The 26,016-nt window shown below is 74.4% G+C and carries 14 protein-coding genes; 3 read left to right on the top strand and 11 right to left on the bottom strand.

Going from position 1 to position 26,016, the window contains the following annotated elements:
* Positions 1-26: 26 nt before the first annotated feature.
* The 6 genes from ACTVZO_RS33870 to ACTVZO_RS33845 all read right to left on the bottom strand — a co-directional run bounded on the left by ACTVZO_RS33870 (position 27) and on the right by ACTVZO_RS33845 (position 17,436).
* Complete coding sequence (locus tag ACTVZO_RS33870) at positions 27-1,694, bottom strand: (2,3-dihydroxybenzoyl)adenylate synthase (RefSeq protein WP_443301953.1); 1,668 nt, start codon at positions 1,692-1,694, stop codon at positions 27-29.
* Positions 1,691-2,896: an isochorismate synthase DhbC gene (gene dhbC / locus ACTVZO_RS33865; protein WP_443301952.1), complete on the bottom strand. Its 1,206-nt coding sequence runs from the start codon at positions 2,894-2,896 to the stop codon at positions 1,691-1,693. Before dhbC ends, ACTVZO_RS33870 begins: the two co-directional genes overlap by 4 nt.
* A gap of 159 nt (positions 2,897-3,055) precedes the next feature.
* Positions 3,056-3,901 (bottom strand): 2,3-dihydro-2,3-dihydroxybenzoate dehydrogenase, encoded by an 846-nt coding sequence (locus tag ACTVZO_RS33860; protein WP_443301951.1) that lies wholly within the window; start codon positions 3,899-3,901, stop codon positions 3,056-3,058.
* Between the two features lie 54 nt (positions 3,902-3,955).
* Positions 3,956-11,161 carry an amino acid adenylation domain-containing protein gene (locus ACTVZO_RS33855; protein WP_443303355.1) on the bottom strand — a complete coding sequence of 2,402 codons (7,206 nt, stop codon included), beginning with the start codon at positions 11,159-11,161 and terminating at the stop codon, positions 3,956-3,958.
* A gap of 20 nt (positions 11,162-11,181) precedes the next feature.
* Entirely contained in the window at positions 11,182-16,092 is a 4,911-nt protein-coding gene (locus ACTVZO_RS33850) for an amino acid adenylation domain-containing protein (protein ID WP_443301950.1), read from the bottom strand.
* Positions 16,093-16,173: 81 nt separating this feature from the next.
* Positions 16,174-17,436, bottom strand: a complete 1,263-nt coding sequence (locus ACTVZO_RS33845; protein ID WP_443301949.1) for an extracellular solute-binding protein — start codon at positions 17,434-17,436, stop codon at positions 16,174-16,176.
* Between the two features lie 166 nt (positions 17,437-17,602).
* Between ACTVZO_RS33845 and ACTVZO_RS33840 the strand changes: the two genes are divergently transcribed.
* Complete coding sequence (locus ACTVZO_RS33840) at positions 17,603-17,818, top strand: dodecin (protein ID WP_443301948.1); 216 nt, start codon at positions 17,603-17,605, stop codon at positions 17,816-17,818.
* A 29-nt stretch (positions 17,819-17,847) separates the two neighbouring features.
* Here the strand turns inward: ACTVZO_RS33840 and ACTVZO_RS33835 are convergent, their stop codons facing one another.
* Positions 17,848-18,342 carry a phosphatase domain-containing protein gene (locus ACTVZO_RS33835; RefSeq protein ID WP_443301947.1) on the bottom strand — a complete coding sequence of 165 codons (495 nt, stop codon included), beginning with the start codon at positions 18,340-18,342 and terminating at the stop codon, positions 17,848-17,850.
* Positions 18,343-18,411: 69 nt separating this feature from the next.
* Between ACTVZO_RS33835 and ACTVZO_RS33830 the strand changes: the two genes are divergently transcribed.
* Both ACTVZO_RS33830 and ACTVZO_RS33825 read left to right on the top strand, forming a co-directional pair.
* Complete coding sequence (locus tag ACTVZO_RS33830; RefSeq protein WP_443301946.1) at positions 18,412-19,401, top strand: MsnO8 family LLM class oxidoreductase; 990 nt, start codon at positions 18,412-18,414, stop codon at positions 19,399-19,401.
* A gap of 10 nt (positions 19,402-19,411) precedes the next feature.
* Positions 19,412-21,805 carry an ABC transporter gene (locus ACTVZO_RS33825; RefSeq protein ID WP_443301945.1) on the top strand — a complete coding sequence of 798 codons (2,394 nt, stop codon included), beginning with the start codon at positions 19,412-19,414 and terminating at the stop codon, positions 21,803-21,805.
* 9 nt (positions 21,806-21,814) lie between these two features.
* Here the strand turns inward: ACTVZO_RS33825 and ACTVZO_RS33820 are convergent, their stop codons facing one another.
* The 4 genes from ACTVZO_RS33820 to ACTVZO_RS33805 form a co-directional block, all read right to left on the bottom strand.
* A complete protein-coding gene (locus ACTVZO_RS33820) occupies positions 21,815-22,462 on the bottom strand; it encodes a hypothetical protein (protein ID WP_443301944.1) in 648 nt (215 codons plus the stop codon).
* A 127-nt stretch (positions 22,463-22,589) separates the two neighbouring features.
* A complete protein-coding gene (locus tag ACTVZO_RS33815; RefSeq protein WP_443301943.1) occupies positions 22,590-23,330 on the bottom strand; it encodes a succinate dehydrogenase/fumarate reductase iron-sulfur subunit in 741 nt (246 codons plus the stop codon).
* Positions 23,327-25,282 (bottom strand): fumarate reductase/succinate dehydrogenase flavoprotein subunit, encoded by a 1,956-nt coding sequence (locus ACTVZO_RS33810; protein ID WP_443301942.1) that lies wholly within the window; start codon positions 25,280-25,282, stop codon positions 23,327-23,329. The genes ACTVZO_RS33815 and ACTVZO_RS33810 overlap by 4 nt, the downstream gene beginning before the upstream one ends.
* A gap of 2 nt (positions 25,283-25,284) precedes the next feature.
* Positions 25,285-25,989 (bottom strand): succinate dehydrogenase, encoded by a 705-nt coding sequence (locus ACTVZO_RS33805; RefSeq protein ID WP_443301941.1) that lies wholly within the window; start codon positions 25,987-25,989, stop codon positions 25,285-25,287.
* Positions 25,990-26,016: the final 27 nt, after the last annotated feature.

Here is a 26,016-nt window from a genome sequence, read left to right as displayed (position 1 = left end):
TCCGTTCGGTACTGGGGGCGGCACGTTCAGTGCCCAGGGGGCGGCGCGGCCGCGGTGCGCAGGTCCCGTTTCGAGACCTTGCCCACGCCCGTCTTGGGGAAGGCGGAGACGAACTCCACCCGGTCGGGCACCTTGTAGGCGGCCAGGCCGCGTTCGCGCACGAACCTCTTCACGGCCGCCGGACGCAGGGCTGCGGCGTCCTCGCGCAGGATCACGTAGGCGCAGGTGCGCTCGCCGAGGTACGGGTCCGGTTCGCCGACGACGTTCGCGTCGTGGACGGCGGGATGCGCCAGGATGTGGTTCTCCACCTCCTCCGCGGCGATCTTCTCCCCGCCCCGGTTGATCTGGTCCTTGGCGCGCCCTTCGACGACCAGGTGCCCGGTGGGGGTCGACCGGACGATGTCGCCGGTCCGGTAGAAGCCGTCGGCGGTGAACGAACGGGCGTTGTGCTCGGGCGCGTTCCAGTACCCGCGGATGGTGTAGGGGCCGCGGGTCAGCAGGTGGCCGGGCTCGCAGGGGGGCACGTCGCGGTCCTCGTCGTCGACGATCCGGATCTCGTCGTCCGGGGAGATCGGCCGGCCCTGCGTGGTGAGGACGGTCTCCCCGGGATCGTCGAGGCGGGTGTAGTTGACCAGCCCCTCCGCCATCCCGAACACCTGCTGGAGCGTGCACCCCAGGCCCGGCCGGACGCGGCGCGCGGCCTCCTCGCTGAACTTCGCGCCGCCCACCAGCAGGACGTCCAGGCTGCCCAGGTCGTGCGCGGTGTGCGCGGCGGCGTCCGTCCACAGCAGGGCCAGCGGCGGCACCAGGCCGGTGATCGTCACGCCCTCGGACTCGATCAGCGGGAAGGCGGTGTCGGGGACCGGCTGCGGGGCCAGCACCACCCGGCCGCCGGCGTACAGGGCGCCGAGCCAACCGGGGGAGGACATGGGGAAGTTGTGGGCCGCGGGCAGGGCCACCAGGTAGACGGACTCCTCGTCCACCCCGCAGATCTCGTTCGAGGCCCGGACGGAGTAGAGGTAGTCGTCGTGGGTGCGCGGGATCAGCTTGGGCACGCCCGTGCTGCCGCCGGACAGCTGGAGGAAGGCGAGGTCCCCCGGGGCGGGCTCGTGGCGCAGCGCTCCGGCCGCGGCGCCGGCCGGGACGTCCACCGGGACGTCGGCCAGCGCGGTGAAGGCGCCCGGGTCCCCGTCGGCGACGAACACCGCGCGCAGTCCCGGGACTTCGGAGCGGACCTCGGCGGCGAGTCCGCGGTAGTCGTGGCCGCCGTGTACCGAGGGGATCACATATGCGGCCGCCCCGGTGAAGGAGCAGAAGTAGGAGATCTCGGTGCGCCGGTGGGCGGGGAGCGCGAAGACGGGCAGGGCGCCGATCCGGAACAGCGCGAAGACCACCTCGAAGAACTCTGCCGTGTTCGGCAGCTGGACGACGACCCGGTCGCCGGGCCCGATGCCGCGGGCCGCGAACCCTGCGGCCATCCGGTCGGCCCGCGCGTCGAGTTCGGCGTAGCTCCAGGCGCGGCGGCCGCCGTCGGGGCCGCCGGCCGGGTCCACGAGGGCGGTCCGGCCGGGGTGGGCCGCGGCCCGCTCCCGCAGCACGGAGCCGATGGTCTCGCCGCGCCACCAGCCGGCCGCCCGGTACCGCTCGGCGAACTCGGCCGGCCAGGGCCGCCAGAGCGCCGCGGAGCCGCTCACAGCCGGGCTCCGACGGCCTGCAGGAAGGTGCGGAACTTCGCGGCGGTCTCCGCGGTCTCGGCCTCGGGTTCGGAGGCGGAGACGATGCCCGCCCCGGCGTACAGGCGCAGCCGGTTCTCCTCGGCCTCGGCGCAGCGGATGGTGACGACCCATTCGCCGTCACCGGTGCCGTCCTCCCAGCCGATCATGCCGGTGAAGAAGCCGCGGTCGAAGGGTTCGGTCTCGCCGATCACCCGGCGGGCCACGTCGGCCGGGCTGCCGCAGACGGCCGGGGTCGGGTGCAGGCTGGAGGCGATCTCCAGGGCCGAGACGTCGGGACGTTCGAGCACTCCGGTCACCGTGGTGGACAGGTGCCACATGGTGGCCGTACGGACCAGGGTGGGAGTCCGCGGGACCTCGAGGGAGGTGCAGTACGGGGCCATCGCCTGGTGCACCGCGTCGACGACGACGGCGTGTTCGTGCAGGTCCTTGGCCGACTGGAGCAGGGCGGCGGCCCGGCGGACGTCCTCGGCGAGGTCGGCGCTGCGCGGGGTCGACCCGGCCAGCGGGTTGGAGATGAGCCGGTCGCCCCGGCGGGACAGCAGCAGTTCGGGGCTCGCGCCGAGCAGGTTGCGGCCGGGGCCGGTGGGCAGCGCGAAGGTGTAGCCGGCGGGGTCCCTGCGGGCGAGCCGCTGGAGCATGGCGGGTATGTCCAGCGGTCTGTCGGAGTCGAGTTCCAGGGTCCGGGCCAGCACGACCTTGCTGAACTCGCCCTGCCACATCCGGTCCACGGCCGCGGCCACGCCCTTGGCGTAGACCTCGGGTTCGGGCACGGAGGCGATGGCCCAGTCGGCCGGCGCGGGACCGGCCGCCGGCAGGGCGATAAGTGGGTCCGAGGAGAGCGGCGGGCCGCTGCGCAGCGACTGCGGGACTACCAGGGCGGCCGGAGCGCCCGGGTCGAAGGGGATCGCACCGATCACCACCGGCCAGGCGTGCCCGGCCCGGCGGGCCTCGGCCAGGGCCTGGGCCACGCGTCCGGGCAGGGGCTCGTCGGAGTGCGGGACCTGCTGGCGCACGCCCTGGGCCAGCAGGGTCCGGGTGGGGGTCGCGAGGAAGCGCGATCCTTCGCGGTAGGCGTCGAGCAGGACGGTGGCGGCGCCGACGGAGTGGTGCGCCGGATCGGCCGGGGCGGGGGGCGTGGCGACTTCGTGGACCGTCGGCACGGTGACTCCTCTTCAGGGGTGCGGGCAGGTGGGGGCGGCCGGGCGGCGGGTGGCGCGGGTGGCGCGGGTGGCGCTGGGAGGGTCGGGGAGGTACGGGGCCGTACGGGGAGGTACGGCCCCGTACGCGTGGGGCGGGACGGGCGGGGCCGCTGCCGCGGGTCAGCGCAGCGTGGCCCCGCCGTCCACGTACAGGTCCTGCATGGTGATGTGGCGGGCCTGGTCCGAGGCCAGGAAGACGACGGCGTCCGCGATGTCCCGCGGGTCGGCGATCCGGCCCAGCGGGATGCCGGTCCGGTAGCTCGCGAGGTCCCCGTCCAGTACCCGGCCGGGCGCCTGGGGGTCGTTCCACAGCCCCCACTGCATGGGGGTGTCGGTGGAGCCGGGGGCCACGATGTTGCAGCGCACGCCGCTGCGGGCGTACTCCAGGCCCAGGCACTTGGTGAACATGACGGCCGCGGCCTTCGAGGCGGCGTACGCGGACATGCCGGTGCGCGGGATCCCGGCGGCGTTCGAGGCGATGGTGATCACGCTGCCGGAGCCGCGGGCCGCCATGCCGGGGACGACGGCGCGGGAGGTGAAGAAGACGCCCTGGACGTTGACGGCGAAGGTGGCCGCCCAGTCCTCGTCGGTCAGTTCCGCGACCGGCCCGGTGCGCAGCACCCCGGCCACGTTCACCAGGATGTCGACCGGGCCGAGTTCCTGCCCGATCCGGTCGGCGGTCCGGTCGACGGCCGCCGGATCGGTGACGTCCAGCTCGTAGGCGCGGACGGCGCCGGATCCGGCGCCGTGGCCCGCGGCCGGCGGCGGGCCGGTGCGCGGGTCCAGCTCCGCGGCCAGCGCGGTGACGGCCTTCGGCGAGACGTCGGTCGCGGCGACGGCCACCCCGAGGCGGAACAGCGCACGGACGACGGCCTCCCCGATGCCCTGGCCCGCTCCGGTGACGAGCGCGACCTTGCCGGTGAAGCCACTGGGCCCGGGAACGCCGGGCACAGGGTGGTCGGACATGCCGCCCCTCCTTAATTCTTAGGTAAGCCTAACCTAATTAACCGCTGAACGGCACTACGCGTCAGAGGTGTTGTCGCCGGCCGCCAGCGCCCGGGCCAGGACGGGGCCGATCTCCGCCAGCGCGCCCGGCGACATCAGCTCGTCGTGCGAGCAGTCCAGGACGTGCTCCCGCAGCCGGCCGTCCAGGTACGCGGGCCAGACCAGCCCCGGCGCCTGGTCCGCCGGGGTGGACCGGGAGGCGGTGAAGAACAGCACGTCACCCCGGTAGCGGCGGGTGCGGCTGCGCGACAGCAGCCGGACGCAGTGCACGTTCGTGTCGACGATCGCGCCCAGCAGCTCCTCGTCGAAGCCGGCCAGCAGGCCCTGGCTGTCGCGGATCGCGGCGATCGCCTCCGCCCGGTCCACCGGAGCGCCGTCCGCCGGAGCGCCGTCCGCCGGAGCGCCGTCCGCCGGCCGGTCCGTCCCGGCCACCGACAGCAGGAAGCCGCTCTCCTCGCGCTCCAGCCGCTCGCGCCAGTCCGGGGCGTCGGCGTACGACCAGTCCTCGGTCTCCGGCGGGTAGGCGTCCAGCAGCCCCAGGAAGGCGACCTCCTCCCCGCGCTCCTGGAGCAGCGCGGCCAGGGTCTGGGCGACGGTCCCGCCGAAGGAGTAGCCGAGGAAGTGGTACGGGCCCTGCGGCTGCACCGTACGGATCTCCCCGAGGTAGAGCTCCGCCAGGGCGGCGACATCGGCCACCTCCGGCTGCGCCCCCGACAGCCCGGGGGACTGGACGCCGTACACCGGCCGGTCCGCGTCCAGGTACCGCAGCAGGCCCGTGTACTGCCAGGCGAACCCGGAGGCCGGGTGGAAGCAGAACAACGGCGCGGCCGTGCCCCGTTCGCGCAGCGGCATCAGCACCCGCAGCGCGTCCCGGCGGGCGTCCGAACCGATCCGGGCGGCCAGGTCGGCCACCGTCGGCGCGGCCATCACGGCCCCGACCTGCACCGGGGTGCCGAGCTCCGCGCGGATCCGGCCGACCAGCCGCATCGCCAGCAGCGAATGGCCGCCCAGTTCGAAGAAGTTGTCCTCGGCCCCGACCCGCTCCAGCCCCAGCACCTCCGCGAAGACCGCGCAGAGCAGCTCCTCGCGGGCGTCCTTCGGGCCCCGCCCGCCGCCCGCGTCCCCCGGCCCGGGGGCGGGCAGCGCCGCCCGGTCCACCTTGCCGTTCACCGTCAGCGGCAGCGCCGACAGCTCCACGAAGACCGAGGGGACCATGTACTCCGGCAGCGCCGCCGACAACCGGGCCCGCAGCGCGGCCGGTTCGGGCGCCTCCGAGGCCGAGGCCACCGTGTAGGCGACCAGCCGCCTGACCCCGGTCGGCCCGGTGTGGACGACCACGGCCGCCGCCGCGATCCCCGGCTGCGCCGCGACGGCCGACTCGACCTCGCCGAGCTCGATGCGGAACCCGCGGATCTTGACCTGGTCGTCGCCGCGCCCGAGGTAGTCGATCTGCGCGTCCCCGCGCCACCGCACCAGGTCGCCGGTGCGGTACATCAGCGTCCCCGGCTCGCCGAACGGATCCGCCACGAACCGCTCCGCGGTCCGCGCCGGACGCCCGAAGTAGCCGCGGGCCAGCCCCGCCCCCGCGAGGTACAGCTCACCGGCCACGCCCGCCGGCACCGGCCGCAGCGCGCCGTCGAGCACGTACGCCCGGGTGTTGAAGATCGGCCGCCCGACGCAGGAGCCGGCGCTGTCGTCCACGTCGGCGCCCAGCGCGTTGATCGTGTACTCGGTGGGGCCGTACAGGTTGTAGCCCATGGTGCGCTCGGTGCGCCCCAGCAGCTCCCAGAGGCCGTCCGGCACGGCCTCGCCGCCCAGCAGGAACAGCGTGGGCCGGTGCCGGTCCGCTTCCAGCAGACCCGCCTCGACGAGCTGGAGCCCGTACGAGGGCGTCACGTTGACCACGTCGATGCCCACGCGGTCGTAGTGCACGGTGAGGGCCGCCGGGTCCAGCCGCAGCTCCTCGCCGATGACGTGCACCTCGTGCCCGTCGACCAGCCAGAAGAACTCCTCCCACGACATGTCGAAGGCGAAGGACACGGTGTGCGCCACCTTCAACCGGCGCCCGCCCGCCAGGGCCACCGCCGGTGCGAAGATCCGCTCGCGGTGGTTGAGGAGCATGTTCGTCAGGCCCGAGTAGGGGACCACGACCCCCTTGGGGCGCCCGGTCGATCCGGAGGTGTAGATGACGTACGCGGGGTGCCGGCCGTCGCGCACACCCGTCAGTTCGGTCTCGGCGAGGGGCCCGTCCGCGCACCCGGCCAGCTCGGCCAGCACCGCCGGGTCGTCCAGCAGCAGCGCCGGTACGCCCTCCACCACCGGCACCCGGTCCGTCACCGGGGCCGTCGTGACCAGGCACAGCGGAGCGGCGTCGGACACCATCGCGCCGAGCCGGTCCACCGGGTGGTCCAGGTCCAGGGGCAGATAGGCCGCACCGGTCTTCAGTACGGCGAACAGCGCGACCACGAACTCCGCCGACCGGGGCAGCCCCAGGGCCACCACGGCCTCCGGCCCCGCGCCCCGCGCCACCAGGGCCCGGGCCAGCCGGTTGGCGCGGGCCTCGAGCTCCGCGTAGCCGAGCCGCTGGTCCTCGAAGACCAGCGCGGTCTCCCCGGGGGTCCGGGCGGCCTGCTCGGCGAACAGGTCGATCACCGTGGTGTCCGGGACCGCGTGGCCCGTGTCGTCGCCGGCCGCGAGCAGTTCGGCCCGCTCCGATGCCTCCAGGGTGAGCAGCCGGCCCACCGGGACCGCCCCGCCGTCGGCGAGCTGCTCCACCAGCAGCGCGAGCCGGCCCGCCAGGCGCCGGGCGGTGGCCTCGTCGTAGAGGTCCGGGCGGTAGCCGAGGCTCAGCTCCAGCGCCGGACCGGGCGTGACCGCGAGGGTCAGCGGGTAGTGGGTGCCGTCCACGCTGTGCGTCCAGCCGATCGCGTGGGCCGCCACCGCCTCCTCGCGGGCCGCGTCGTTCAGGGGCGTGTTGCGGAACACGTACAGGGTGTCGAAGAGCTGCCCGAGGCCCGTCAGCCGCTGGATCGGGCCGAGACCCACGTAGTGGTGCGGCAGCAGCGCCGCGTGCTCGCCCTGCACCCGCACCATCAGCTCGCGCAGCGGCTCCTCGGGCCGCAGGGCGACCCGGAACGGCAGCGTGTTCATGAACATGCCGATCATCTGGTCGACCCCGGCGAGGTCCGCGGGACGCCCGGAGACCGTGGCGCCGAACACCACGTCGTCGCGGCCGGTCATCCCGGCCAGCGCCATCGCCCACGCCGTGCTGAGCACCGTGTTGAGGGTGACCCCGCAGCCGCGGGCGAAGGCCCGCAGCCGGTCGCTGGTCTCCTCGTCCAGGGACAGGTCCACCACCTCGGCGGTCACCGGCTGCCGGGCCGGATCGGCCCGGGCGACGAGCGTGGCCTGGTCCAGCCCGGACAGGTGCGAGCGCCACGCCAGCTCCGCGGCCTCCCGGTCCACGGCCGACAGCCAGCGCAGGTAGTCCCGGTAGGGGGTGACGGGCGGCAGGGTGTCCTCGGCGCCGCCGCGCCCGTACAGGGCGAACAGCTCCTCGAAGAACAGCGACTCCGACCAGCCGTCGGTGAGGATGTGGTGCTGCGTCACGCACAGCATCCAGCGCTCCGCCGAGAACCGGATCAGGGCCACGCGCAGCAGCGGTGGAGCGGCCAGGTCGAACCGGGTGGCCGCGTCGGCGAGCGAGAACGCGCGCAGCGCCTCGTCCTGCGCCTCCCGGTCCAGGTGACCGAGGTCGATCTCCTGCCAGGGCAGCTCCCACGCGGCGGGAACCACCTGGACCGGGTCCTCCAGGCCCTCGTGCCAGAAGCCGGACCGCAGGTTGGGGTGGCGGCGCAGGAGGGTGTCGAAGGCGGTGCGCAGGGCGGGGCCGTCGACCGCGTGCAGCAGCTCGACGAAGTTCTGCATCAGGTAGACGTCGAGGGCCCGGTCGTCGTAGACGGCGTGGAAGTACAGGCCCTCCTGGAGCGGCGCGAGCGGCAGCACCTCGGCGACGTGCGGGAACACCGCGGCCAGCGCGGCCTCCTGGCCCGCGTCGAGGGTGACCAGCGGGGTGTCCGAGGCCAGGAGGCCGCCGCCGCCCTCCACGGCTTCGCGGGCCGCCGCGGCCAGCCGTTCCACCGTCCGCTGCTCGAAGACGTCGCGCGGGGTGAGCACCAGGCCCTCCTTGCGGGCCCGGGTCACCAGCCGGATCGAGACGATGCTGTCGCCGCCGAGCCCGAAGAAGTCGTCGTCGATCCCGGCCGTGGCGAGCCCCAGCACCTCCGCGAAGACCGTGCACAGCGCCTCCTCGCGGGCGTCGCGCGGCGGACGGGACGGCGTTGCCGTGCCGAACCCGGGCGCGGGCAGCGCGGCCCGGTCCAGCTTGCCGCTCACGTTCGTCGGCAGCGACTCCAGCACCACCACCGCCGCCGGGACCATGTGGTCGGGCAGGGCGGAGGCCAGCCGCTCGCGGACCCGCGCCCCGTCGAGGGATCCGGCGCCGGATCCGGCTCCGGTGCTGGTGACGTAGGCGACCAGGCGCTTGACCCCGGGGGTGTCCTCGCGGACCACCACGGCGGCCGAGCCGACACCGGGCAGGGCCGCGAGCGCGGACTCCACCTCGCCGAGCTCGATGCGGTAGCCGCGGATCTTCACCTGGTCGTCGGCGCGGCCCAGGAACTCCAGCTGCCCGTCGGCCCGAAGCCGTACGAGGTCGCCCGTACGGTACATCCGCGTGCCCGGCGGCCCGTACGGGTCGGCCACGAAGCGCTCGGAGGTGAGCGAGAACCGGCCCAGGTAACCGCGGGCCAGACCGTGCCCTGCCAGGTACAGCTCGCCGGGGGTCCCGGCCGGCGCCGGCCGCAGCGCCGCGTCCAGCACGCGGGCGCGGGTGTTGCCGATGGGCCGGCCCACGACCGGCGTGGGCGAGTCGGCCAGATCGGCGCCGAGGGCGTCCACCGTGTACTCGGTGGGCCCGTACAGATTCACCGACATCACCCCGGGCGCCTCGCGGACCTCGGTCCACAGCGCCTCGGGCACCGCCTCGCCGCCGAGCAGCAGCAGACCGGGCCGGTGGTGCGAGCGGCTCAGCAGCCCCCACTCCAGCAGGGCTCCCGCGTACGTGGGCGTCACGTCCATGGCGTCGATCCGCTGCTCGCGGACGTAGCCGACGGTGAACTCGGCGTCGCGGCGGCCGATTTCGTCCAGCACGTGCAGTTCGTGCCCCGAGATCAGCCAGAACAGCTGCTCCCACGAGGTGTCGAAGCTGAAGGACGCGGTGTGCAGGGCGCGCAGCCGGCGTCCGCCGGCGGCCGCGACGGCCGGCGCGAACACGTCCGCGATGTGGTTGGCGTACAGGTTCGACAGGCCCCCATGGGTCAGTACGACGCCCTTGGGGCGGCCCGTGGAACCGGAGGTGTAGATCACGTACGCCGGGTGGCCGCTCTCGGCGGGCGGCGCATGGAAACCGCCGCCGTACGAGGCGAGTTCGCGGGCCGTCTCCGGTGCGTCCAGGACGATCCGGGAGGGGCCGCCCGCCGCCTCGGGCAGCAGCGACCGCGCCGCCTGCGTGGTCAGGACGCACACCGGCGCCGCGTCCTCCAGCATCAGGGCGATCCGCTCGGCCGGGTAATCCAGGTCCAGGGGCAGGTACGCGGCCCCCGACTTCAGGACGGCCAGGATGGCCACGACCGAGTCGGCGGAGCGCGGCACGGCCAGCGCCACGACCGATTCGGGCCCGGCGCCGCGCGCGGCCAGCAGCGCGGCCAGCCGGTCCGCCCGCTCGTCGAGCTCCGCGAAGGTCAGCCGGACGGGGCCGGAGACCACGGCGCAGGCGTCCGGGTCGGCCGCGGCCTGCGCGGCGAAACGGCCGGCGACCGTGCCCTCGGGCACGTCGCGCTCGGCGCCCCGCTCCGCGGCCCGCAGCTCCGCGCGGTCGGCGCCGGTCAGCAGGTCCAGCGTGCCCACCAGGGTGCCGGGGTCGCCCGAGACCTGGTCCAGCACCGCGACGAGCCGCTCCGCGATCCGGGCCGCGCTCCGCGCGTCGAACAGGTCCGGCCGGTACTCCAGGGCCAGTTCGGCCCGCTCGTCCAGGGACACCGACAGGGTCAGCGGGTAGTGCGTGCCGTCGCGGGCCTCGACCCCCGTCACCCGGACCCCGTCGGACAGGGCCGGGCGGGCGGACGGGTCCACCGGGTAGTTCTCGATGACCACCAGGGTGTCGAACAGCTCGCCACCGCCCGCCTGCTTCTGGATCAGGCGCAGGCCCAGGTGGTGGTGGGCGAGCAGCCCGTTCTGCTCGTCCCGGAACCGTCTCAGCAGCCCGGCGACGCTCTCCCGCGGCCGTGCGTCGAGACGGACCGGGACGGTGGTGATGAACAGCCCGACCATCGACTCGACGCCGGGTATCTCCTCGGGCCGGCCCGCGACCGTCAGTCCGAAGACCACGTCCCGGCGGCCCGTCAGTCCTCCGAGCAGCAGCCCCCAGGCCGCCTGGATCACCGTACTGGGCGTGGTGCCGAGCGACCGCGCCGCGGCCGTCAGCCGGGCGGTGGCCTCCTGCGACAGCTCCACGCGGTGCACGCCCGGGCGCACGGCCGTGCGGGACGGATCGGCGGGGGCCACCAGCACGGCCTCGTCCAGCCCGGCCAGCGCACCGCGCCAGGCGCCCTCGGCGGCCGGGACGTCCTGCGCCTTCAGCCACTTCAGGTAGTCGCGGTAGGGGCGTACGGGCTCCTGCGCCGAGGTGTCCCCGTCGCTCCCGTACAGCGCGAGGAGGTCCCCGACGAGCAGCGGCATCGACCAGCCGTCGACCAGGATGTGGTGCACGGTGACCACCAGCAGGTGGTCGTCCGGGCCCCGCCGGAGCAGCAGCAGCCGCAGCAGCGGCGGCCGGTGCAGCTCGAACCGGCGGTCCAGCTCGGCCCGTTCCGCCCGGCGCACCGCGGCATCCGACGGGTCGGCGGACAGGTCCGCCCGGCCGAGGGCGAACGTCACCTCGGCCGGCACGAACTGCACGGGCTGGGGCACCCCCTCGTGCCAGAAGCCGGCCCGCAGGTTCGGGTGGCGGCGCAGCAGGGCGGCGCCCGCCCGCTCCAGCCGGTCCGCGTCGACGGGACCGGCCAGCGAGACGGAGACCTGCACCGTGTAGACGTCCGGCGCGCTCGCGTCGTAGACGGAGTGGAACAGCATGCCCTGCTGCAAGGGGGACAGCGGGAGCATGTCCTCGATTCGCGCCTGCGTCACTGCTGGGCCCTCCACATTTCTTCGAGCATGGTGATCTGGTCCTGGTCGAGGTCGACCAGGTCGAGGTCCGAGGGGGTGTGCCCCCCGGAGGCGGCGCCGTCCGCCCAGGTGGCGAGGACGTCCACGGCGGCCGTCCAGCCGTCCGCGAGCTGTCCGACGGTGTCCTGGGAGAGCGCCTCACCCGCCCAGATGAAGTGCGCGGTGAGCTCCGGGCCGCCGTCCCCGTCGGTGATCTCCGCGGTGATCTCCAGTACGTGGGACAGCGGCATCGCCGGGTCGGGGCGGGCGGACACGGCGTCCGCCTCCGGCGCCGGACCCCACACGGAGTCGGCCCGTCCGGTCTGCCGTCCCAGGTAGTTCCACAGGATCTCGGCGCGGGCCGCCGGGTCGAACAGACGCGCGGTGGCCGGGTTGGCGTACCGCAGAAGGCCCGCGCCGAGCCCGCCGTCGGGCACCGCCCGCAGCAGCTCCTTGACCTCCTTGAGCAGCGCGCCCGCGTCCGCGCGTCCGGCGAGCACCGCCTCCGGGTCGTAGGGTCCGGCGGGCAGCCGCAGCGGGTGGATGCTGGTCAGCCAGCCCACCGTGCGGGTCAGGTCGGCGCCCGGGAGCAGCTCCTGCTCCCGGCCGTGGCCCTCCAGGTCCACCGTGAACCCGTCCGGCCGGGGCCGCCCCGAGCGGGCCGCCCAGTCGCCGACCGCCAGCGCGAGCGCGCTCAGCAGGGTGTCCGCGACCGTGCCGTGGAAGGCGGCCGGGACGGTCTGCAGCAGCGGGGCCGTCCGCTCGGCGGAGATCCGCACGGACAGGCGGCGTGCGGTGGCCGCCGTGTCGGTCCGCGGATCCAGCGGACGTCCGGCGAGCAGCGGCCCGCCGGGTTCGGCCGCCAGCCAGCGGTCCAGCTCGGCGGTCCGGCGCGGGCTCCGCGCCTCGGCCAGCAGGTGCGTGGTCCAGGCGCGCAGCGAGGTCCCGACCGGGTCCAGGGCCGGTGTCCGCCCCGCCGCGGCGGCCTCGTACGCGGCCCGCAGGTCGGGCAGCAGGATCTGCCAGGACACCTCGTCCACCGCGAGGTGGTGGACGACGAGCAGCAGCCGGCCCGGCTCGGCCGGCCCCAGGTCGAGGTGCACGGCGCGGACGAGCGCCCCCGAGCAGGGATCCAGCAGGCGCCACACCCGCTCCGACTCGGCGGTGACCAGCTCCCGCAGGGCGGCGTCGGACAGGCCGGCCGCGTCCACGTGGTCCAAGGCGGTGGCGGCGTCCACCGCGCCGGCCGGGCGGATCTCCGCGCTCCACACGCCGGGCCGGGCCACGGTGAGCAGCTGGCGGAGCCCGTCGTGGTGGTCCAGTACGGCCTGCAGTGCGGTCTCCAGGTGCGCCCGCCGGGCTCCGACGGGCAGCCGGGCCAGCCGGGCCTGCGCGAACGAGGCGAAGGGCCCGCCCCGTTCGGCCAGCCAGGAGGCCACCGGGGGCAGCGGCAGCGGACCGGGGCCGGTGTCCGACGCACGGGCGGCGGGGGCCGGGGAGCCCTGGGGCACGGTGGCGACGCCCGCGAGAGCGGCCGGGGTCGGGTGCTGGAAGACCTGCCGGGCCGAGATGGTCAGCCCGGCCTTGCGGGCCAGGCCCACCAGGCGGATGGAGACGATGCTGTCGCCGCCGAGCTCGAAGAAGTTCGCGTCGGGGCCGACTCCCGGCAGTCCGAGCACCTCGCCCATCAGGGTGCACAGGATCTGCTCGGGGGACCCGGCGGGCACCGCGGGGGCGGCGGCCGGGGCGGCCGCGGCGGCCGGCGCGGTGACGGCCGGTGCGGGCAGCGCCCGCCGGTCGAGCTTGCCGTTCGCGGACAGCGGCAGCCGCTCCAGCGTGGTGAACACGGCCGGGACCATGTACTCGGGCAGGCGGGCGGCGGCCAGGGCGCGCAGGGCCGCGGCATCGGGGCTCGCGCCGGGTGCGGGGACGGCGTAGGCCACCAGGCGGCGCACCCCCGGCTGGTCCTCGCGGACGACGACGGCGGCCTGGGCGACCTCGGGGGCGCTGGCCAGGACGGCCTGGATCTCGCCGAGTTCGATGCGGAAGCCGCGCAGTTTGACCTGGTCGTCGGTGCGGCCGAGGTAGTCCAGCCGGCCGTCGGGGAGGCGCCGTACGAGGTCGCCGGTGCGGTACATCCGGGTGCCGGGTGCGCCGTAGGGGTCGGCGGTGAAGCGCTCGGCGGTCAGGCCGGGGCGCCCGAGGTAGCCGCGGGCCAGCTGGACGCCGGCCAGGTACAGCTCGCCGGGGACGCCCACGGGCACCGGCCGCAGCCGTGCGTCGAGGGCGTAGACCCGGGTGTTCCACACCGGCAGGCCGATCGACGCCGACGCCCGGCCCTCGGTGGCGGTGGCCGCCGTACAGGAGCCGTAGGTGACGTCCACGGCCGCCTCCGTGGGGCCGTACAGGTTCTCCAGTGCCACCGGGGCGCCCGCGGCCGAGGTGTGGAAGCGGGCGACGAGTTCGGTGGGCAGGGCCTCGCCGCTGCACACGACCAGGCGCAGGGCCGGGCAGTCGGCGATCGCGCTCTCACCGAGGAAGGCGCCCAGCATGGAGGGGACGAAGTGCAGGACGGAGACGCGCTGTTCGCGGATCAGGTCCGCGAGGTAGAGCGGGTCCCTGTGGCCGTCCGGGCGCGCGACGACCAGCGGGACGCCCGCGGCGAGCGGCCAGAAGAACTCCCAGACGGAGACGTCGAAGCTCGCCGGGGTCTTCTGGAGCACCCGGTCCCCGGGGGCCAGGGCGTACGTGTCCTGCATCCACTCCAAGCGGTTGACGATCGCCTCGTGCTCGATGAGCACCCCCTTGGGCATGCCGGTGGAGCCGGAGGTGAAGATCACGTACGCGGGGTGGCGGGGCAGCAGCGGCTCGCGCCGCTCCGCGTCCGTCAGGTCCGAGCCGTCCAGCAGCGCCAGCGCCGACCGGACGGGGGAGGAGTCCAGCAGGAGGCGCTCGCCGCCGGCTTCGGAGGGCAGGGAGGTTGCCGACAGAGTGTCGGTAAGCGTCAGCAGGGGTCCGGCGGTCCGGGCCATGTACGCCAGCCGTTCGGCCGGCAGGCCGAGGTCGAGCGGGAGGTAGGCGCCGCCGGCCCGGATGACCGCGTGCAGGGCGACGACCAGCTCGAGGGAGCGGGGCAGGGCCACCGCCACCACCGATTCCGGGCCGACGCCGTGGCCGGTCAGCAGGCGCGCCAGCCGGTTCACCCGCTCCTCGAACTCGGCGCGCGACAGCTCCCGCCCCTCGAAGACCAGCGCGGGGCCGGTCGCGTCCTTCGCACCGGCCGACACCAGCGCGGCCAGGGTGCGGGGGCCGCCGGGGGCCCGGGCGGTGTCGTTCCAGCCGTCCAGGGCGAGCCCGCGCTCCGCCGGGTCCAGCACCTCGACCGCGGAGACCGGCCCGTCCGGCGCGGCCACGACCGCGTCCAGCAGCGACAGCAGCCGCCGGGTGAGCAGTTCGACGCCCGCACGGTCGAAGAGGTCGGTCGCGAAGCGGATGCCGCCGGAGATCGCACCGTCCTCCCGCGGGGCCCCGAAGGCGATCTCCAGGTCGAACTTGGCGCCCCCGGTCTCCACCGTGAACTCCCGGGCGGGCAGCCCGAACAGCCGCCGGACCTCGCCGTCGGCCGAGTGGTAGGTCACCATCGTCTGGAACAGCGGGTTGCGCGAGCGGGACCGCTCCGGGTCCACCGCCTCGACGACCGCCTCCAGCGGCAGGTCGGCGTGGGCGAAGGCAGCCAGCCCGGTGTCCCGCACCCGCGCCACCAGCTCGGCGAAGGTCGGGTCCCCGGACAGATCGGCGCGCAGCACCAGCGTGTTCAGGAAGAAGCCGACGAGTCCGTCGAGCTCCTCGCCCTCCCGGGCCGAGACCGGACTGCCCAGCGGGATGTCCTCGCCCGCGCCGAGCCGGTGTAGCAGCGCCGCGACGGCGGCGTGCGCCACCATGAACAGCGTCGCACCGCCCTCCCGGGCGATCCGCGCCAGCCCGGCCCCGGTCCGCGCCGGGACCTCGAAGGCCACCACGTCGCCCTCGTACGAGGGGACCGCCGGACGGGCCCAGTCCGCGGGCAGCGCCACCTCCGCCGGGGCGCCGGCCAGCGCCCGGCGCCAGTACTCCGCCTGACGGCCCGCCACCGAATCCGGGTCGCCCGGGTCGCCCAGCAGTCCGCGCTGCCACAGCGCGAAGTCGGCGTACTGCACCGGCAGGGGGGCGAAGACGGGCTCGGCGCCCGCCGACCGGGCGGTGTACGCCCGGTCCAGGTCGGCCAGCAGCGGGCCGGCCGAACCCTCGTCCGTGGCGATGTGGTGCACCAGCACCACCAGCAGGTGGTCGTCCGGCGCGGCCCGCAGCAGCGTGACCCGCACCGGAGGCTCGGCGGCCAGGTCGAAGACGTGCCCGCCCGCGCGGACCGCCTCGGCCTCCAGCCGCTCCGCGGCCACCTCGCGCACGGCCAGCGGCACGAAGGCCCGTCCGGCCGGGAGGACCACCTGGTACGGCTCGCCCTCGTGCTCGCGCAGGACGGTCCGCAGGCTCTCGTGGCGGCCGACCAGGTCCTGCACGGCGGCCTCCAGCGCCACGGCGTCCACCGGGCCCGCCAGGCGTACCGCCAGCGGCACGTTGTACGCGGTGCCGGGGCCGCGCACGCTGTCCAGCAGCCACAGCCTGCGCTGGGCGAAGGACAGCGGCAGCCGCTCCGGCCGCGGGCCGGCCGCGGCGAGGCGCGGACGTCCGGCGCCGGTGCGCTCCCCGAGCCGTGCGGCGAGCGCCGCGACCGTGCGCAGCTCGAACAGGTCGCGGATGCCGCAGTCCACGTCCAGGGCGTCCCGGAAGCGGCTCACGGCGCGGGCGGCCAGCAGCGAGTGGCCGCCGAGCGCGAAGAAGTCCTCCTCCACGCCCACGGGTGGTTGGGCGGGCGGGCGGGTGCGGACGGGGTGACGGCGGGTGGACCCGGCGGGCCCGAGCGGCGTCAGGGGTCAGCGGTCGGAGCTGAGCACGGTGCTGATGGTCGCGGAGGCCGTCCGGGCGGCCTGCTTCGGGTCCTGCCCGGTCAGCACGGCGGTCATGAAGGGCTTGATCGGGTTGTTCGCCTCGACCTCGGCCCAGCGGGCGGACTTGGGGGTGGCCCGGCCCTGGGCGGCGCCGACGGCCATGGTGGCGGCGCCCTCGTTGCCCTCGACCACGTGCGCGAGGGTGGTCTTGTTCGGTACGTAGCTCATGGTGCGGGCGAGCTCGGTCTGCCACTTCTCGCCGACCAGGGCCGTGATCACGTCGACCGCGGCCTTCCGCTGCCCGGTGCGCTCCGGAATGATCAGGTCCGAGCCGCCGGTGAACACGGCGCCGGCCTTGTCGGAGGTCTTGCCGGGGATGGGGAAGAAGCCGAGCTTGCCCTTGAGCGCGGGGTTGGCGGCCTCGATCTCGGCGGCCTGGCCGGGCGTGGCGATGATCTGGGCGACCTGGCCGCGGGCGAAGACCTCCGACTGCGGGGGCGTCTCCTCGTCGGCGTTCTTGGGGCCGTCGCCGAGCGCCTGGAGCTGCTTGTAGAACTCCATGCCGGCCAGGGCCTTCTCGTCGTCGAGGCTGCCGACCCACTTGCCGCTGGTCTCGACGGCGAGTTCGCCGCCCTCGTCCCAGATGAAGCCGGCGAGGACGTACCAGTTCTGGCCGGCCAGGTAGATGCCCTGCTGCTCGGACCTGTCGAGCTTCTGGGTGGTCTGGATCCACTCCGCGCGGTTCTTGGGGGCGCTCTTGATCCCGGCGTCCGCGAAGAGGTCCTTGTTGTAGATCACCACCCGGTTGGCGGCGTACCAGGGGACTCCGTACTGGGCGCCGTTGACGCTTCCCGGCTCGGACAGGCCCCTGAGCCAGTCCTTGCTGCCCCAGGCGCGCAGCCCTTCGAGGGTGAGTTCCGAGAGGCCCCCGGTCTCGACGTACTGGGCGACCTGGGTGTTGCCGACCTCGATGACGTCGGCGCTCTCCTTGCTCCTGCCCTCCAGCACGGCGTTGACCTTCTCGCCGATGCCGGTCCACTCCTGGATCCTGACGTCCAGGTCGACGCCGGGGTGCTCCTGCTCGAAGGAGGCGGTGAACTTGCCGATGAAGTCCTCCGAGGCGCTGCCCTTCATCAGCCAGAGCGTCACCTTCTGCGTACCTCCGGCCTGGTCACCCGACTGGCCGCAGCCCGTCAGGGCGGTGGCGGCGGCGAGGGCGGTGCACACGGCAAGGAAGCGCATCTTCACGAAAGGTCACCTTCTGGGGACGGATCTCGGATGGCTTGAAATTGGCATAGACCAATGGGCGGGTCAAGGGCCTTTCGCTCGGGACTGTTCACGCAAAGTTCGCGGAGCCGGACTTACTGGGGCACCGTAGAACGAGGCAAAAGCCACCCAGCGTCGGGAGACCCCCATGTCCAATCACACGTACCGGGTGACCGAAATCGTCGGCACCTCCAACGAGGGCATCGATCAGGCCATCCGCAACGGGATCGCCCGTGCGGGCCAGACCGTGCGCAATCTCGACTGGTTCGAAGTCGTCCAGGTGCGCGGGCACATCGAGAACGGCGCCATCGCCCACTACCAGGTGGGGCTCAAGGTCGGCTTCCGCCTCGACGGCGAGGACTGAACTCCCGGCCCCCGGCCCGCCCGCCGCGCTCAGGTCCGCCCTTCACCCTCCTGGGCGGCCTCGAGCTCCGGCGCCCGCGCCGCCCAGTCGGCGAGGACGACCCGGAACCCGGCGGCGCGGGCGGCCCGGCAGACGAGTTCGTCGTCGTCCACGAGCATGCGCACCTCCCGGCCCCGGGCGATCCGCTGCAACACCTCCAGCTTGGTCGTCCGGGCCGGGCGCCGGTCCTGGTTCCCGCGCATCCACACCCGGCCCTCGGGCAGGCCGTTCCGGGCGAGCCAGTCCGCCGTGTCCGCGCGGCACCGCTCCGGGCGCCCGGTCAGGTACACCACCTCGCAGTCGGCCGCGCTCTCCACCGCCAGCGCCACCCCGCGCCCCAGCGGCGGATCGGAGGGCGCCGCACCGAAGAAGCCTGCCCAGTCGCGGGGGCGGCGCTCCAGGAAGTGCTGGCGGTGGCCGGTGTCCGCCAGGGTGTTGTCGATGTCGAAGACGGCCAGCGGTCTGCGCGCGTTGTTCTCGGTCATCCCGCAACCCTAGGCCGACCGGCGGGACACCCCGGGGAATCCTCACGCACGCACGGTGTTGAGACCTGTGTGATCCGAAAACTCTCCCTCCTCGACCGGTCCCGCACCCGCGAGGGCCACTCGGCCCCCGAGGCCCTGCGGGACACCGTGGACCTGGCCAAGGCCGCCGAGGAACTCGGCTACCACCGCTTCTGGGTCTCGGAGCACCACAGCGTGCCCGGGGTCGCGGGATCCGCGCCGACCGTGCTGGCCGCGGCCGTGGCGGCGGCCACCCGGCGGATCCGGGTCGGCACGGGCGGGGTCATGCTGCCCAACCACCAGCCGCTGGTGGTCGCGGAGCAGTTCGGGGTCCTGGAGGCGCTGTTCCCCGGCCGGATCGACATGGGGCTCGGCCGTTCGGTCGGGTTCACCAACGGCATCCGGCGGGCCCTGGGGCGCGACACCGGGGACGCCGACCGGTTCGAGGAGCAGCTGGCCGAGCTGCTGGGCTGGATCGACGGCAGCCAGCGGGCCCATCCGCAGGTGCACGCCCGCCCCGCCGAGGGCCTTCGGATACCGGCGTACGTGCTGGCCACCGGCGAGGGCGCCGGGATCGCCGCCCGGGCCGGGCTGCCGCTGGTGGTGGGAGACCTGCGGACGCGCGGCCGGGTCACGGAGGTCATCGAGACCTACCGCAAGGAGTTCCGGGCCTCGGCGTGGGGCGCGCAGCCGTACGTGGTGGTCTCCGGGACGGTGGCGGTGGCCGCCACGGCCGAGGAGGCCCGGCGGATCCTGGTCCCCGAAGCCTGGTCCGCCGCGTACTCCCGCACCCGGGGCAGCTTCCCGCCGCTGCGGCCGGCCGAGGAGATCGAGGCCCTGTCCATGACCCCGAAGGAACGCGAGCTGTACGAGGGCGCCCTGGCCGGGCACGTGCACGGCACGGAGGAGCAGGTCGCGGCGGAACTGGCCGAGGTGGCCGCGCTGACCGGCGCGGACGAGCTGCTGGTCACCACCTCCACCCACGACCGGACGGCGCTGCTGGACTCCCACCGCAGGCTGGCCCGGATCGCGGGACTCTAAAATAGGGCGAATGCACCAGGCCCGCGATCCCCTGCCCGCCCCCGACTCCCGCGTACGCGTCCGGGGTGCCAGGGAGCACAACCTGCGCGGCGTCGACGTGGACATCCCGCGCGACGCGCTGACCGTGTTCACCGGGGTCTCCGGGTCCGGGAAGAGCTCGCTCGCCTTCGGCACGATCTACGCCGAGGCCCAGCGCCGGTACTTCGAGTCCGTGGCCCCGTACGCCCGCCGGCTCATCCACCAGATCGGCGCCCCGAAGGTGGACTCGATCACCGGGCTGCCGCCCGCCGTCTCCCTGGAGCAGCGCCGCTCCTCGCCGGGATCGCGGTCCTCGGTCGGGACGGTGACCCTGCTGTCGAACTCGCTGCGGATGCTGTACTCGCGGGCCGGAACCTACCCGCCGGGGGCCCCGCGCCTGGACTCCGACTCCTTCTCCCCCAACACCGCGGCCGGGGCCTGCCCTTCCTGTCACGGACTCGGCCGGATCCACCGCACCAGCGAGGAACTCCTCGTCCCCGACCCCGGACTGTCGATCCGTCAGGGTGCGATCGCCGCCTGGCCGGGCGCCTGGCAGGGCAAGAACCTGCGGGACATCCTGGAGGCGCTGGGCCACGACGTCGACCGGCCGTGGCGGGAGCTCCCGGCGAAGGACCGCGAGTGGATCCTGTTCACCGGGGAGCAGCCGGTGGTGACCGTGCACCCGGTACGGGACGCGGACCGGATCCAACGGCCCTACCAGGGCACGTACACGAGCGCCCACCGCTATGTGATGCGGACCTTCTCCGACAGCAAGAGCGCCACCTTGCGGGCCCGCGCGGAGGGGTTCCTCGCCGACTCCCCCTGCCCGGTGTGCGAGGGGCGGCGGCTGCGGCCCGAGGCCCTGGCCGTGACCTTCGCGGGGTACGGGATCGCCGAGCTGGCGGCCATGGCGCTGACCGGCCTGGACGGCGTACTCGCCGACGCGCCCCTGGAGGACGAGGCGGCGCGGGTGCTCGCGCAGGACCTGCGCGCGCGGATCGGGCCCGTGGTCGAGCTCGGCCTCGGCTACCTGAGCCTGGACCGCGCCGCGCCGACCCTGTCCGCGGGCGAGCTCCAGCGGCTGCGGCTGGCGACGCAGCTGCGGTCGGGGCTGTTCGGGGTGGTGTACGTACTGGACGAGCCGTCGGCCGGGCTGCACCCGGCCGACACCGAGGCGCTGCTCGGCGTACTGGACCGGCTGAAGGAGGCCGGGAACACGGTGTTCGTCGTGGAGCACGACCTGTCGGTGGTGCGGCACGCGGACTGGCTGGTGGACGTGGGACCGCTGGCCGGGGAGCACGGCGGGCAGGTCCTGTACAGCGGCCCGCCGCAGGGGCTGGCCGGTGTGGCGCGGTCGGCGACGGCCCGGCACCTGTTCGCGGCGCCGGAGCCGGCCGGGGCGCGGCGCCCGGTGCGCACGGCCACCGGGTCGGTGCGCCTGCGCGGGGTCGACCGGCACAACCTTCGCGGCGTGCACGTGCCGTTCCCGCTCGGCGTGTTCACCGCCGTGACCGGGGTGTCGGGGTCGGGGAAGTCCACGCTGGTGGGCCAGGCGCTGGCCCGGGAGGTCGCCGGGCGGCTGGCGGAACCGGACTTCCCGGTACGGCGGCTGGTGGAGGTGGACCAGAAGCCGATCGGCCGCACCCCCAGGTCCAACCTGGCCACGTACACGGGGCTGTTCGACGTGGTGCGCAAGCTGTTCACGGCGGCGCCGGAGGCAAGGGCCCGCGGCTGGAAGGCGGGCCGGTTCTCCTTCAACGTGCCCGGCGGCCGGTGCGAGACCTGTCAGGGCGAGGGCTTCGTCTCGGTGGAGCTGCTCTTCCTGCCGAGCACGTACGCCCCGTGCCCGCGGTGCGCGGGCGCCCGGTACAACGCCGAGACGCTCGAGGTGCGCTACGCGGGGCTGAACATCGCCGAGGTGCTGGGGCTGACGGTGGAGTCGGCGGCCGGGTTCTTCGCGGAGGTCCCGGCGGCGGCGCGCAGCCTGCGGGCGCTGGAGGACATCGGGCTCGGCTATCTGCGGCTGGGGCAGCCGGCCACCGAGCTGTCGGGCGGCGAGGCGCAGCGGATCAAGCTGGCGACGGAGCTGCAGAGGCTGCGCCGGGACCACACGCTGTACCTGCTGGACGAGCCGACGACCGGGCTGCATCCGGCCGATGTGCGGGTGCTGCTGCGGCAGTTGCACGGGCTGGTGGACGCCGGGCACTCGGTGGTGGTCGTGGAGCACGACATGGCGGCGGTGGCCGGCGCGGACTGGGTCATCGACCTGGGACCGGGCGGGGGCGCGGAGGGCGGCCGGATCGTCGCCTCGGGCACCCCGGCGGAGGTGGCCGCGGCGGGCACGGGCCGCACGGCGCGGTACCTGGCGCGCGCGCTCGGGGAGTAGGCGGACGGCCTAGGCATCACCCGGCAGCAGGTGCTGCGGGAGTTCGCGGAAGCTCCACTGGCCCTGGCGGCGGGTGAACGTCCAGACGAGGTCGTGGCGGTCGGGCCAGGTGGCGGGGACTCCGAGGACCTGGTGGGCGCCGAGGGCGCGGACCAGGCGGGGGATGCCGCTGTGCTCCCAGCAGACGAGCGCGGGCATGGGGGCGCGCAGTACGGCGTGGACGAGGGCCGGCTCGGCTCCGACGGCGAACTCGGCGCGTACGGGGGTGCGCAGTGCGGTGGCCAGTGCCGCGACGGTCTGCTTGCACCGGGCGGGTGCCGCGGTCCCGCCGCCCGCGGCGAAGACGGTGGCGGGGCGGGGCAGCGAGGAGCCGCGGGACGGCGGGAAGAGCCGGCGGAGTTCGTCGGCCCGGCGCCAGCCGCGGCCGGCGAGCGAACCGGGGTCGTCCTCGCCCTCCTCGTCCCAGCCGGTGTCTCCGGCGTACGGCTTCTCGGCGTGCCGGATCACCATGACCAGGGCGTCCCCGGTCCCGGGCTGCGGGCCGGGCGCCGGGCGCGCGGGTTCCTCCCCGGAGCAGCCGGCGGCGGCCAGCGGGGCGAGCGCGGCGGCCAGTACGGCTCGGCGGCGCGGTCCGGACCCGGCGGGGGCATGTGGCATGGGTGCACTGTCCCCCACGGCCGCGGCCGCGCCGGGGTGCGGCGCGGCGTGGGGCCGTACGAGCGCCCGGTCGGCGGAGCCGGTCAGCCCGGTCGGCGGAGCGGTGCGCGGCGGTCAGCGGAGCGGGTCAGCCCTTGCGGACCGCCCGCAGCCACTCCTTGTTCATGGCGGCGATGGACGGGAGCGGAATGCCCTTCGGGCAGGCCGTGGCGCATTCGCCGGTGAGGGTGCACCCGCCGAAACCCTCGTCGTCCATCGCGGCGACCATGTCCAGCACCCGGGATTCCCGCTCGGGTGAGCCCTGCGGGAGGACGCCCAGGTGGTTGACCTTGGCGGAGGTGAACAGCATCGCGGAGCCGTTGGGGCAGGCCGCCACGCAGGCGCCGCAGCCGATGCACTCGGCGTGCTCGAAGGCGAAGTCGGCGTCGGCCTTGGGCACGGCGGTGGCGTGCGCCTCGGGGGCGGCGCCGGTGGGGGCCGTGATGTAGCCGCCGGCCTGGATGATGCGGTCGAAGGAGCCGCGGTCCACGACCAGGTCCTTGACCACCGGGAAGGCGGCGGCCCGCCAGGGCTCGACGTCGATGGTGTCGCCGTCGGCGAAGGACCGCATGTGGAGCTGGCAGGTGGTCGTGCGCTCCGGGCCGTGGGCGTCGCCGTTGATGACGAGGCTGCACGCGCCGCAGATGCCCTCGCGGCAGTCGTGGTCGAAGGCGACCGGGTCCTCGCCGCGCAGGATGAGGTCCTCGTTGAGGGTGTCGAGCATCTCCAGGAAGGACATGTCCTTCGAGATGCCGTCGACCTCGTAGGAGGCCATGGCGCCGGGGGCGTCGGGGCCGTGCTGGCGCCAGACGCGCAGGGTGAGCTTCATGCGTAGCTCCGCTGGGTGGGGTGGACGTACTCGAAGACGAGGTCTTCCTTGTGCAGGACGGGCGCGGCGCCCGTGAACTCCCAGGCGGCGGCGTAGGAGAACTCGTCGTCGCGGCGTGCGGCCTCGCCGTCCGGGGTCTGGGACTCCTCGCGGAAGTGGCCGCCGCAGGATTCGGCGCGGTGGAGCGCGTCGAGGCACATCAGCTCGGCGAGTTCCAGGTAGTCGACGATGCGGTTGGCCTTCTCCAGCGACTGGTTGAACTCCTCGCCGGTGCCGGGGACCTTGATGCGCCGCCAGAACTCCTCGCGGATCTGCGGGATCCGGCCGAGCGCCTTGCGCAGGCCCTCCTCGGTGCGGGCCATCCCGCAGTACTCCCACATGAGTTCGCCGATCTCGCGGTGGAACGAGTCGGGGGTGCGGTCGCCGTCGACGGAGAGCAGCCTCGTGAGGCGCTCGCGGGTCTCCCGTACGGCCTCCCGGGCCTCGGGGTGGGTGTCGTCGACCGCCTCCTGGTGCGGGTGGCGGGCCAGGTAGTCGTTGATGGTGGCGGGCAGCACGAAGTAGCCGTCGGCGAGGCCCTGCATGAGGGCGGAGGCGCCGAGGCGGTTCGCGCCGTGGTCGGAGAAATTGGCCTCGCCGACCGCGAAGAGGCCGGGGACGGTGGTCTGGAGGTCGTAGTCGACCCACAGGCCGCCCATCGTGTAGTGCACGGCGGGGTAGATCCGCATGGGGACCTCGTACGGGTTCTCCGCGGTGATCCGCTCGTACATCTCGAAGAGGTTGCCGTACTTCTCGGCGACTTCGTCCCGGCCCATGCGGCGGATGGCGTCGGCGAAGTCGAGGTAGACGCCCTGGCCGCCGGGGCCCACGCCGCGGCCCTCGTCGCAGACGTTCTTCGCGGCGCGGGAGGCGATGTCGCGGGGCACGAGGTTGCCGAAGGAGGGGTAGATCCGCTCGAGGTAGTAGTCGCGCTCCGCCTCGGGGATGTCGGCGGCGGGGCGGGTGTCGCCCTTGGCCTTCGGGACCCAGATGCGGCCGTCGTTGCGCAGGGACTCGCTCATCAGGGTGAGCTTGGACTGGTGGTCGCCGGTGCGCGGGATGCAGGTGGGGTGGATCTGGGTGAAGCAGGGGTTGGCGAAGTAGGCGCCGCGCCGGTGCGCCCGCCAGACGGCGGTCGCGTTGGAGTTCATGGCATTGGTGGAGAGGTAGAAGACGTTGCCGTAGCCGCCGCTCGCCAGCACCACCGCGTCGGCGTAGTGGGTGGAGATCTCGCCGGTGACGAGGTCGCGGGCCACGATGCCGCGGGCCACGCCGTCGACGGTGATCAGGTCGAGCATCTCGGTGCGCGCGTGCATCTCCACGTTGCCCGCGGCGATCTGCCGGGAGAGGGCCTGGTAGGCGCCGAGGAGCAGCTGCTGTCCGGTCTGGCCGCGGGCGTAGAAGGTGCGGGAGACCTGGACTCCGCCGAAGGAGCGGGTGTCGAGGAGGCCGCCGTACTCGCGGGCGAAGGGGACGCCCTGGGCGACGCACTGGTCGATGATCTCGACGGAGATCTGGGCGAGCCGGTGGACGTTGGACTCGCGGGCGCGGAAGTCCCCGCCCTTGACGGTGTCGTAGAAGAGGCGGTGCACCGAGTCGCCGTCGTTGCGGTAGTTCTTCGCGGCGTTGATACCGCCCTGGGCGGCGATGGAGTGGGCGCGGCGCGGGGAGTCGGAGAAGCAGAACTGGACCACGTGGTAGCCCTGTTCGGCGAGGGTCGCGCCGGCGGATCCGCCGGCGAGGCCGGTGCCGACGACGATCACGGTGTGCTTGCGGCGGTTGGCCGGGTTGACGAGCTTGGCCTCGAAGCGGCGGCGGTCCCAGCGGTCCGCGATCGGGCCTTCGGGGGCCTTGGTGTCGGCGAGGGGTGCGCCGGTGCCGTAGCGGCTGTAGTCGTATCCGAGGTCGGTCATGGTCAGTTCACCACTCCGGTCATGACGGCCACGGGGACGGAGACGAAACCCGCGAAGAGGACGAGGGCCAGGGCGTTGGCCAGGAACTTCAGTGCCCGCTCGCGCCGGGCGTTGCCCGCGCCGAGGGTCTGGGCGGCGCTCCAGAAGCCGTGCCGGACGTGCAGGCCGAGGGCCGCCATCGCCACGATGTAGATCGTGTTCCCGTACCAGGTGGAGAAGGTGGACAGGACGTTCTCGTACGGGTGGCCGGCCCAGGCGCGCTCGTTGACGGTGAGCGTGGTGAGGTCGAGCAGGTGCCAGACGATGAACAGGCCGAGGATGATGCCGCCCCAGCGCATGGTGCGGGTGGCGTAGCTCGCCCGGCGGCGCTTGTGGGCGTACTTCACCGGGCGTGCCCGGATGCCGCGGCGGCTGAGCTGGTAGGCGGAGACGGCGTGCGCGACGACCGCGGCGAGCAGGACCACGCGGACGATCCACAGGGCCCACTCGTGGTGCAGGAAGGGCGCGCCCAGGGTGCGCAGCCAGTGGGCGTACCCGTTGAACTCCTCGGCCCCGAAGAAGATCTTGAGGTTGCCGAGCATGTGCACGACGAGGTAGCCGAGCATGATCAGGCCGGACACGGCCATCACGGACTTCTTGCCGACGGACGAGTCCCAGATCGTGCGCGTGGTGGACGGCCGTCGACCCGTCCGCGTTGCCAGAGCCATGCCTCGACCGTAAGGACCAAAGTCCTG

It is taken from the genome of Streptomyces sp. IBSNAI002, from assembly GCF_052244475.1.
In the GTDB taxonomy this organism is placed as follows: Bacteria; Actinomycetota; Actinomycetes; order Streptomycetales; family Streptomycetaceae; genus Streptomyces.
The sequence above is the reverse complement of the archived record's forward strand: the minus strand, read 5'-3'. Positions and strand labels throughout refer to the sequence as shown.

Coding starts and splice junctions, on each gene's coding strand:
- ACTVZO_RS33810 (WP_443301942.1), bottom strand. CDS start 25,282: ATGACCGACCTCGGATACGACTACAGCCGCTACGGCACCGGCGCACCC.
- ACTVZO_RS33820 (WP_443301944.1), bottom strand. CDS start 22,462: ATGCCACATGCCCCCGCCGGGTCCGGACCGCGCCGCCGAGCCGTACTG.
- ACTVZO_RS33825 (WP_443301945.1), top strand. CDS start 19,412: ATGCACCAGGCCCGCGATCCCCTGCCCGCCCCCGACTCCCGCGTACGC.
- ACTVZO_RS33840 (WP_443301948.1), top strand. CDS start 17,603: ATGTCCAATCACACGTACCGGGTGACCGAAATCGTCGGCACCTCCAAC.
- ACTVZO_RS33815 (WP_443301943.1), bottom strand. CDS start 23,330: ATGAAGCTCACCCTGCGCGTCTGGCGCCAGCACGGCCCCGACGCCCCC.
- ACTVZO_RS33855 (WP_443303355.1), bottom strand. CDS start 11,161: ATGCTCCCGCTGTCCCCCTTGCAGCAGGGCATGCTGTTCCACTCCGTC.
- ACTVZO_RS33860 (WP_443301951.1), bottom strand. CDS start 3,901: ATGTCCGACCACCCTGTGCCCGGCGTTCCCGGGCCCAGTGGCTTCACC.
- ACTVZO_RS33805 (WP_443301941.1), bottom strand. CDS start 25,989: ATGGCTCTGGCAACGCGGACGGGTCGACGGCCGTCCACCACGCGCACG.
- ACTVZO_RS33835 (WP_443301947.1), bottom strand. CDS start 18,342: ATGACCGAGAACAACGCGCGCAGACCGCTGGCCGTCTTCGACATCGAC.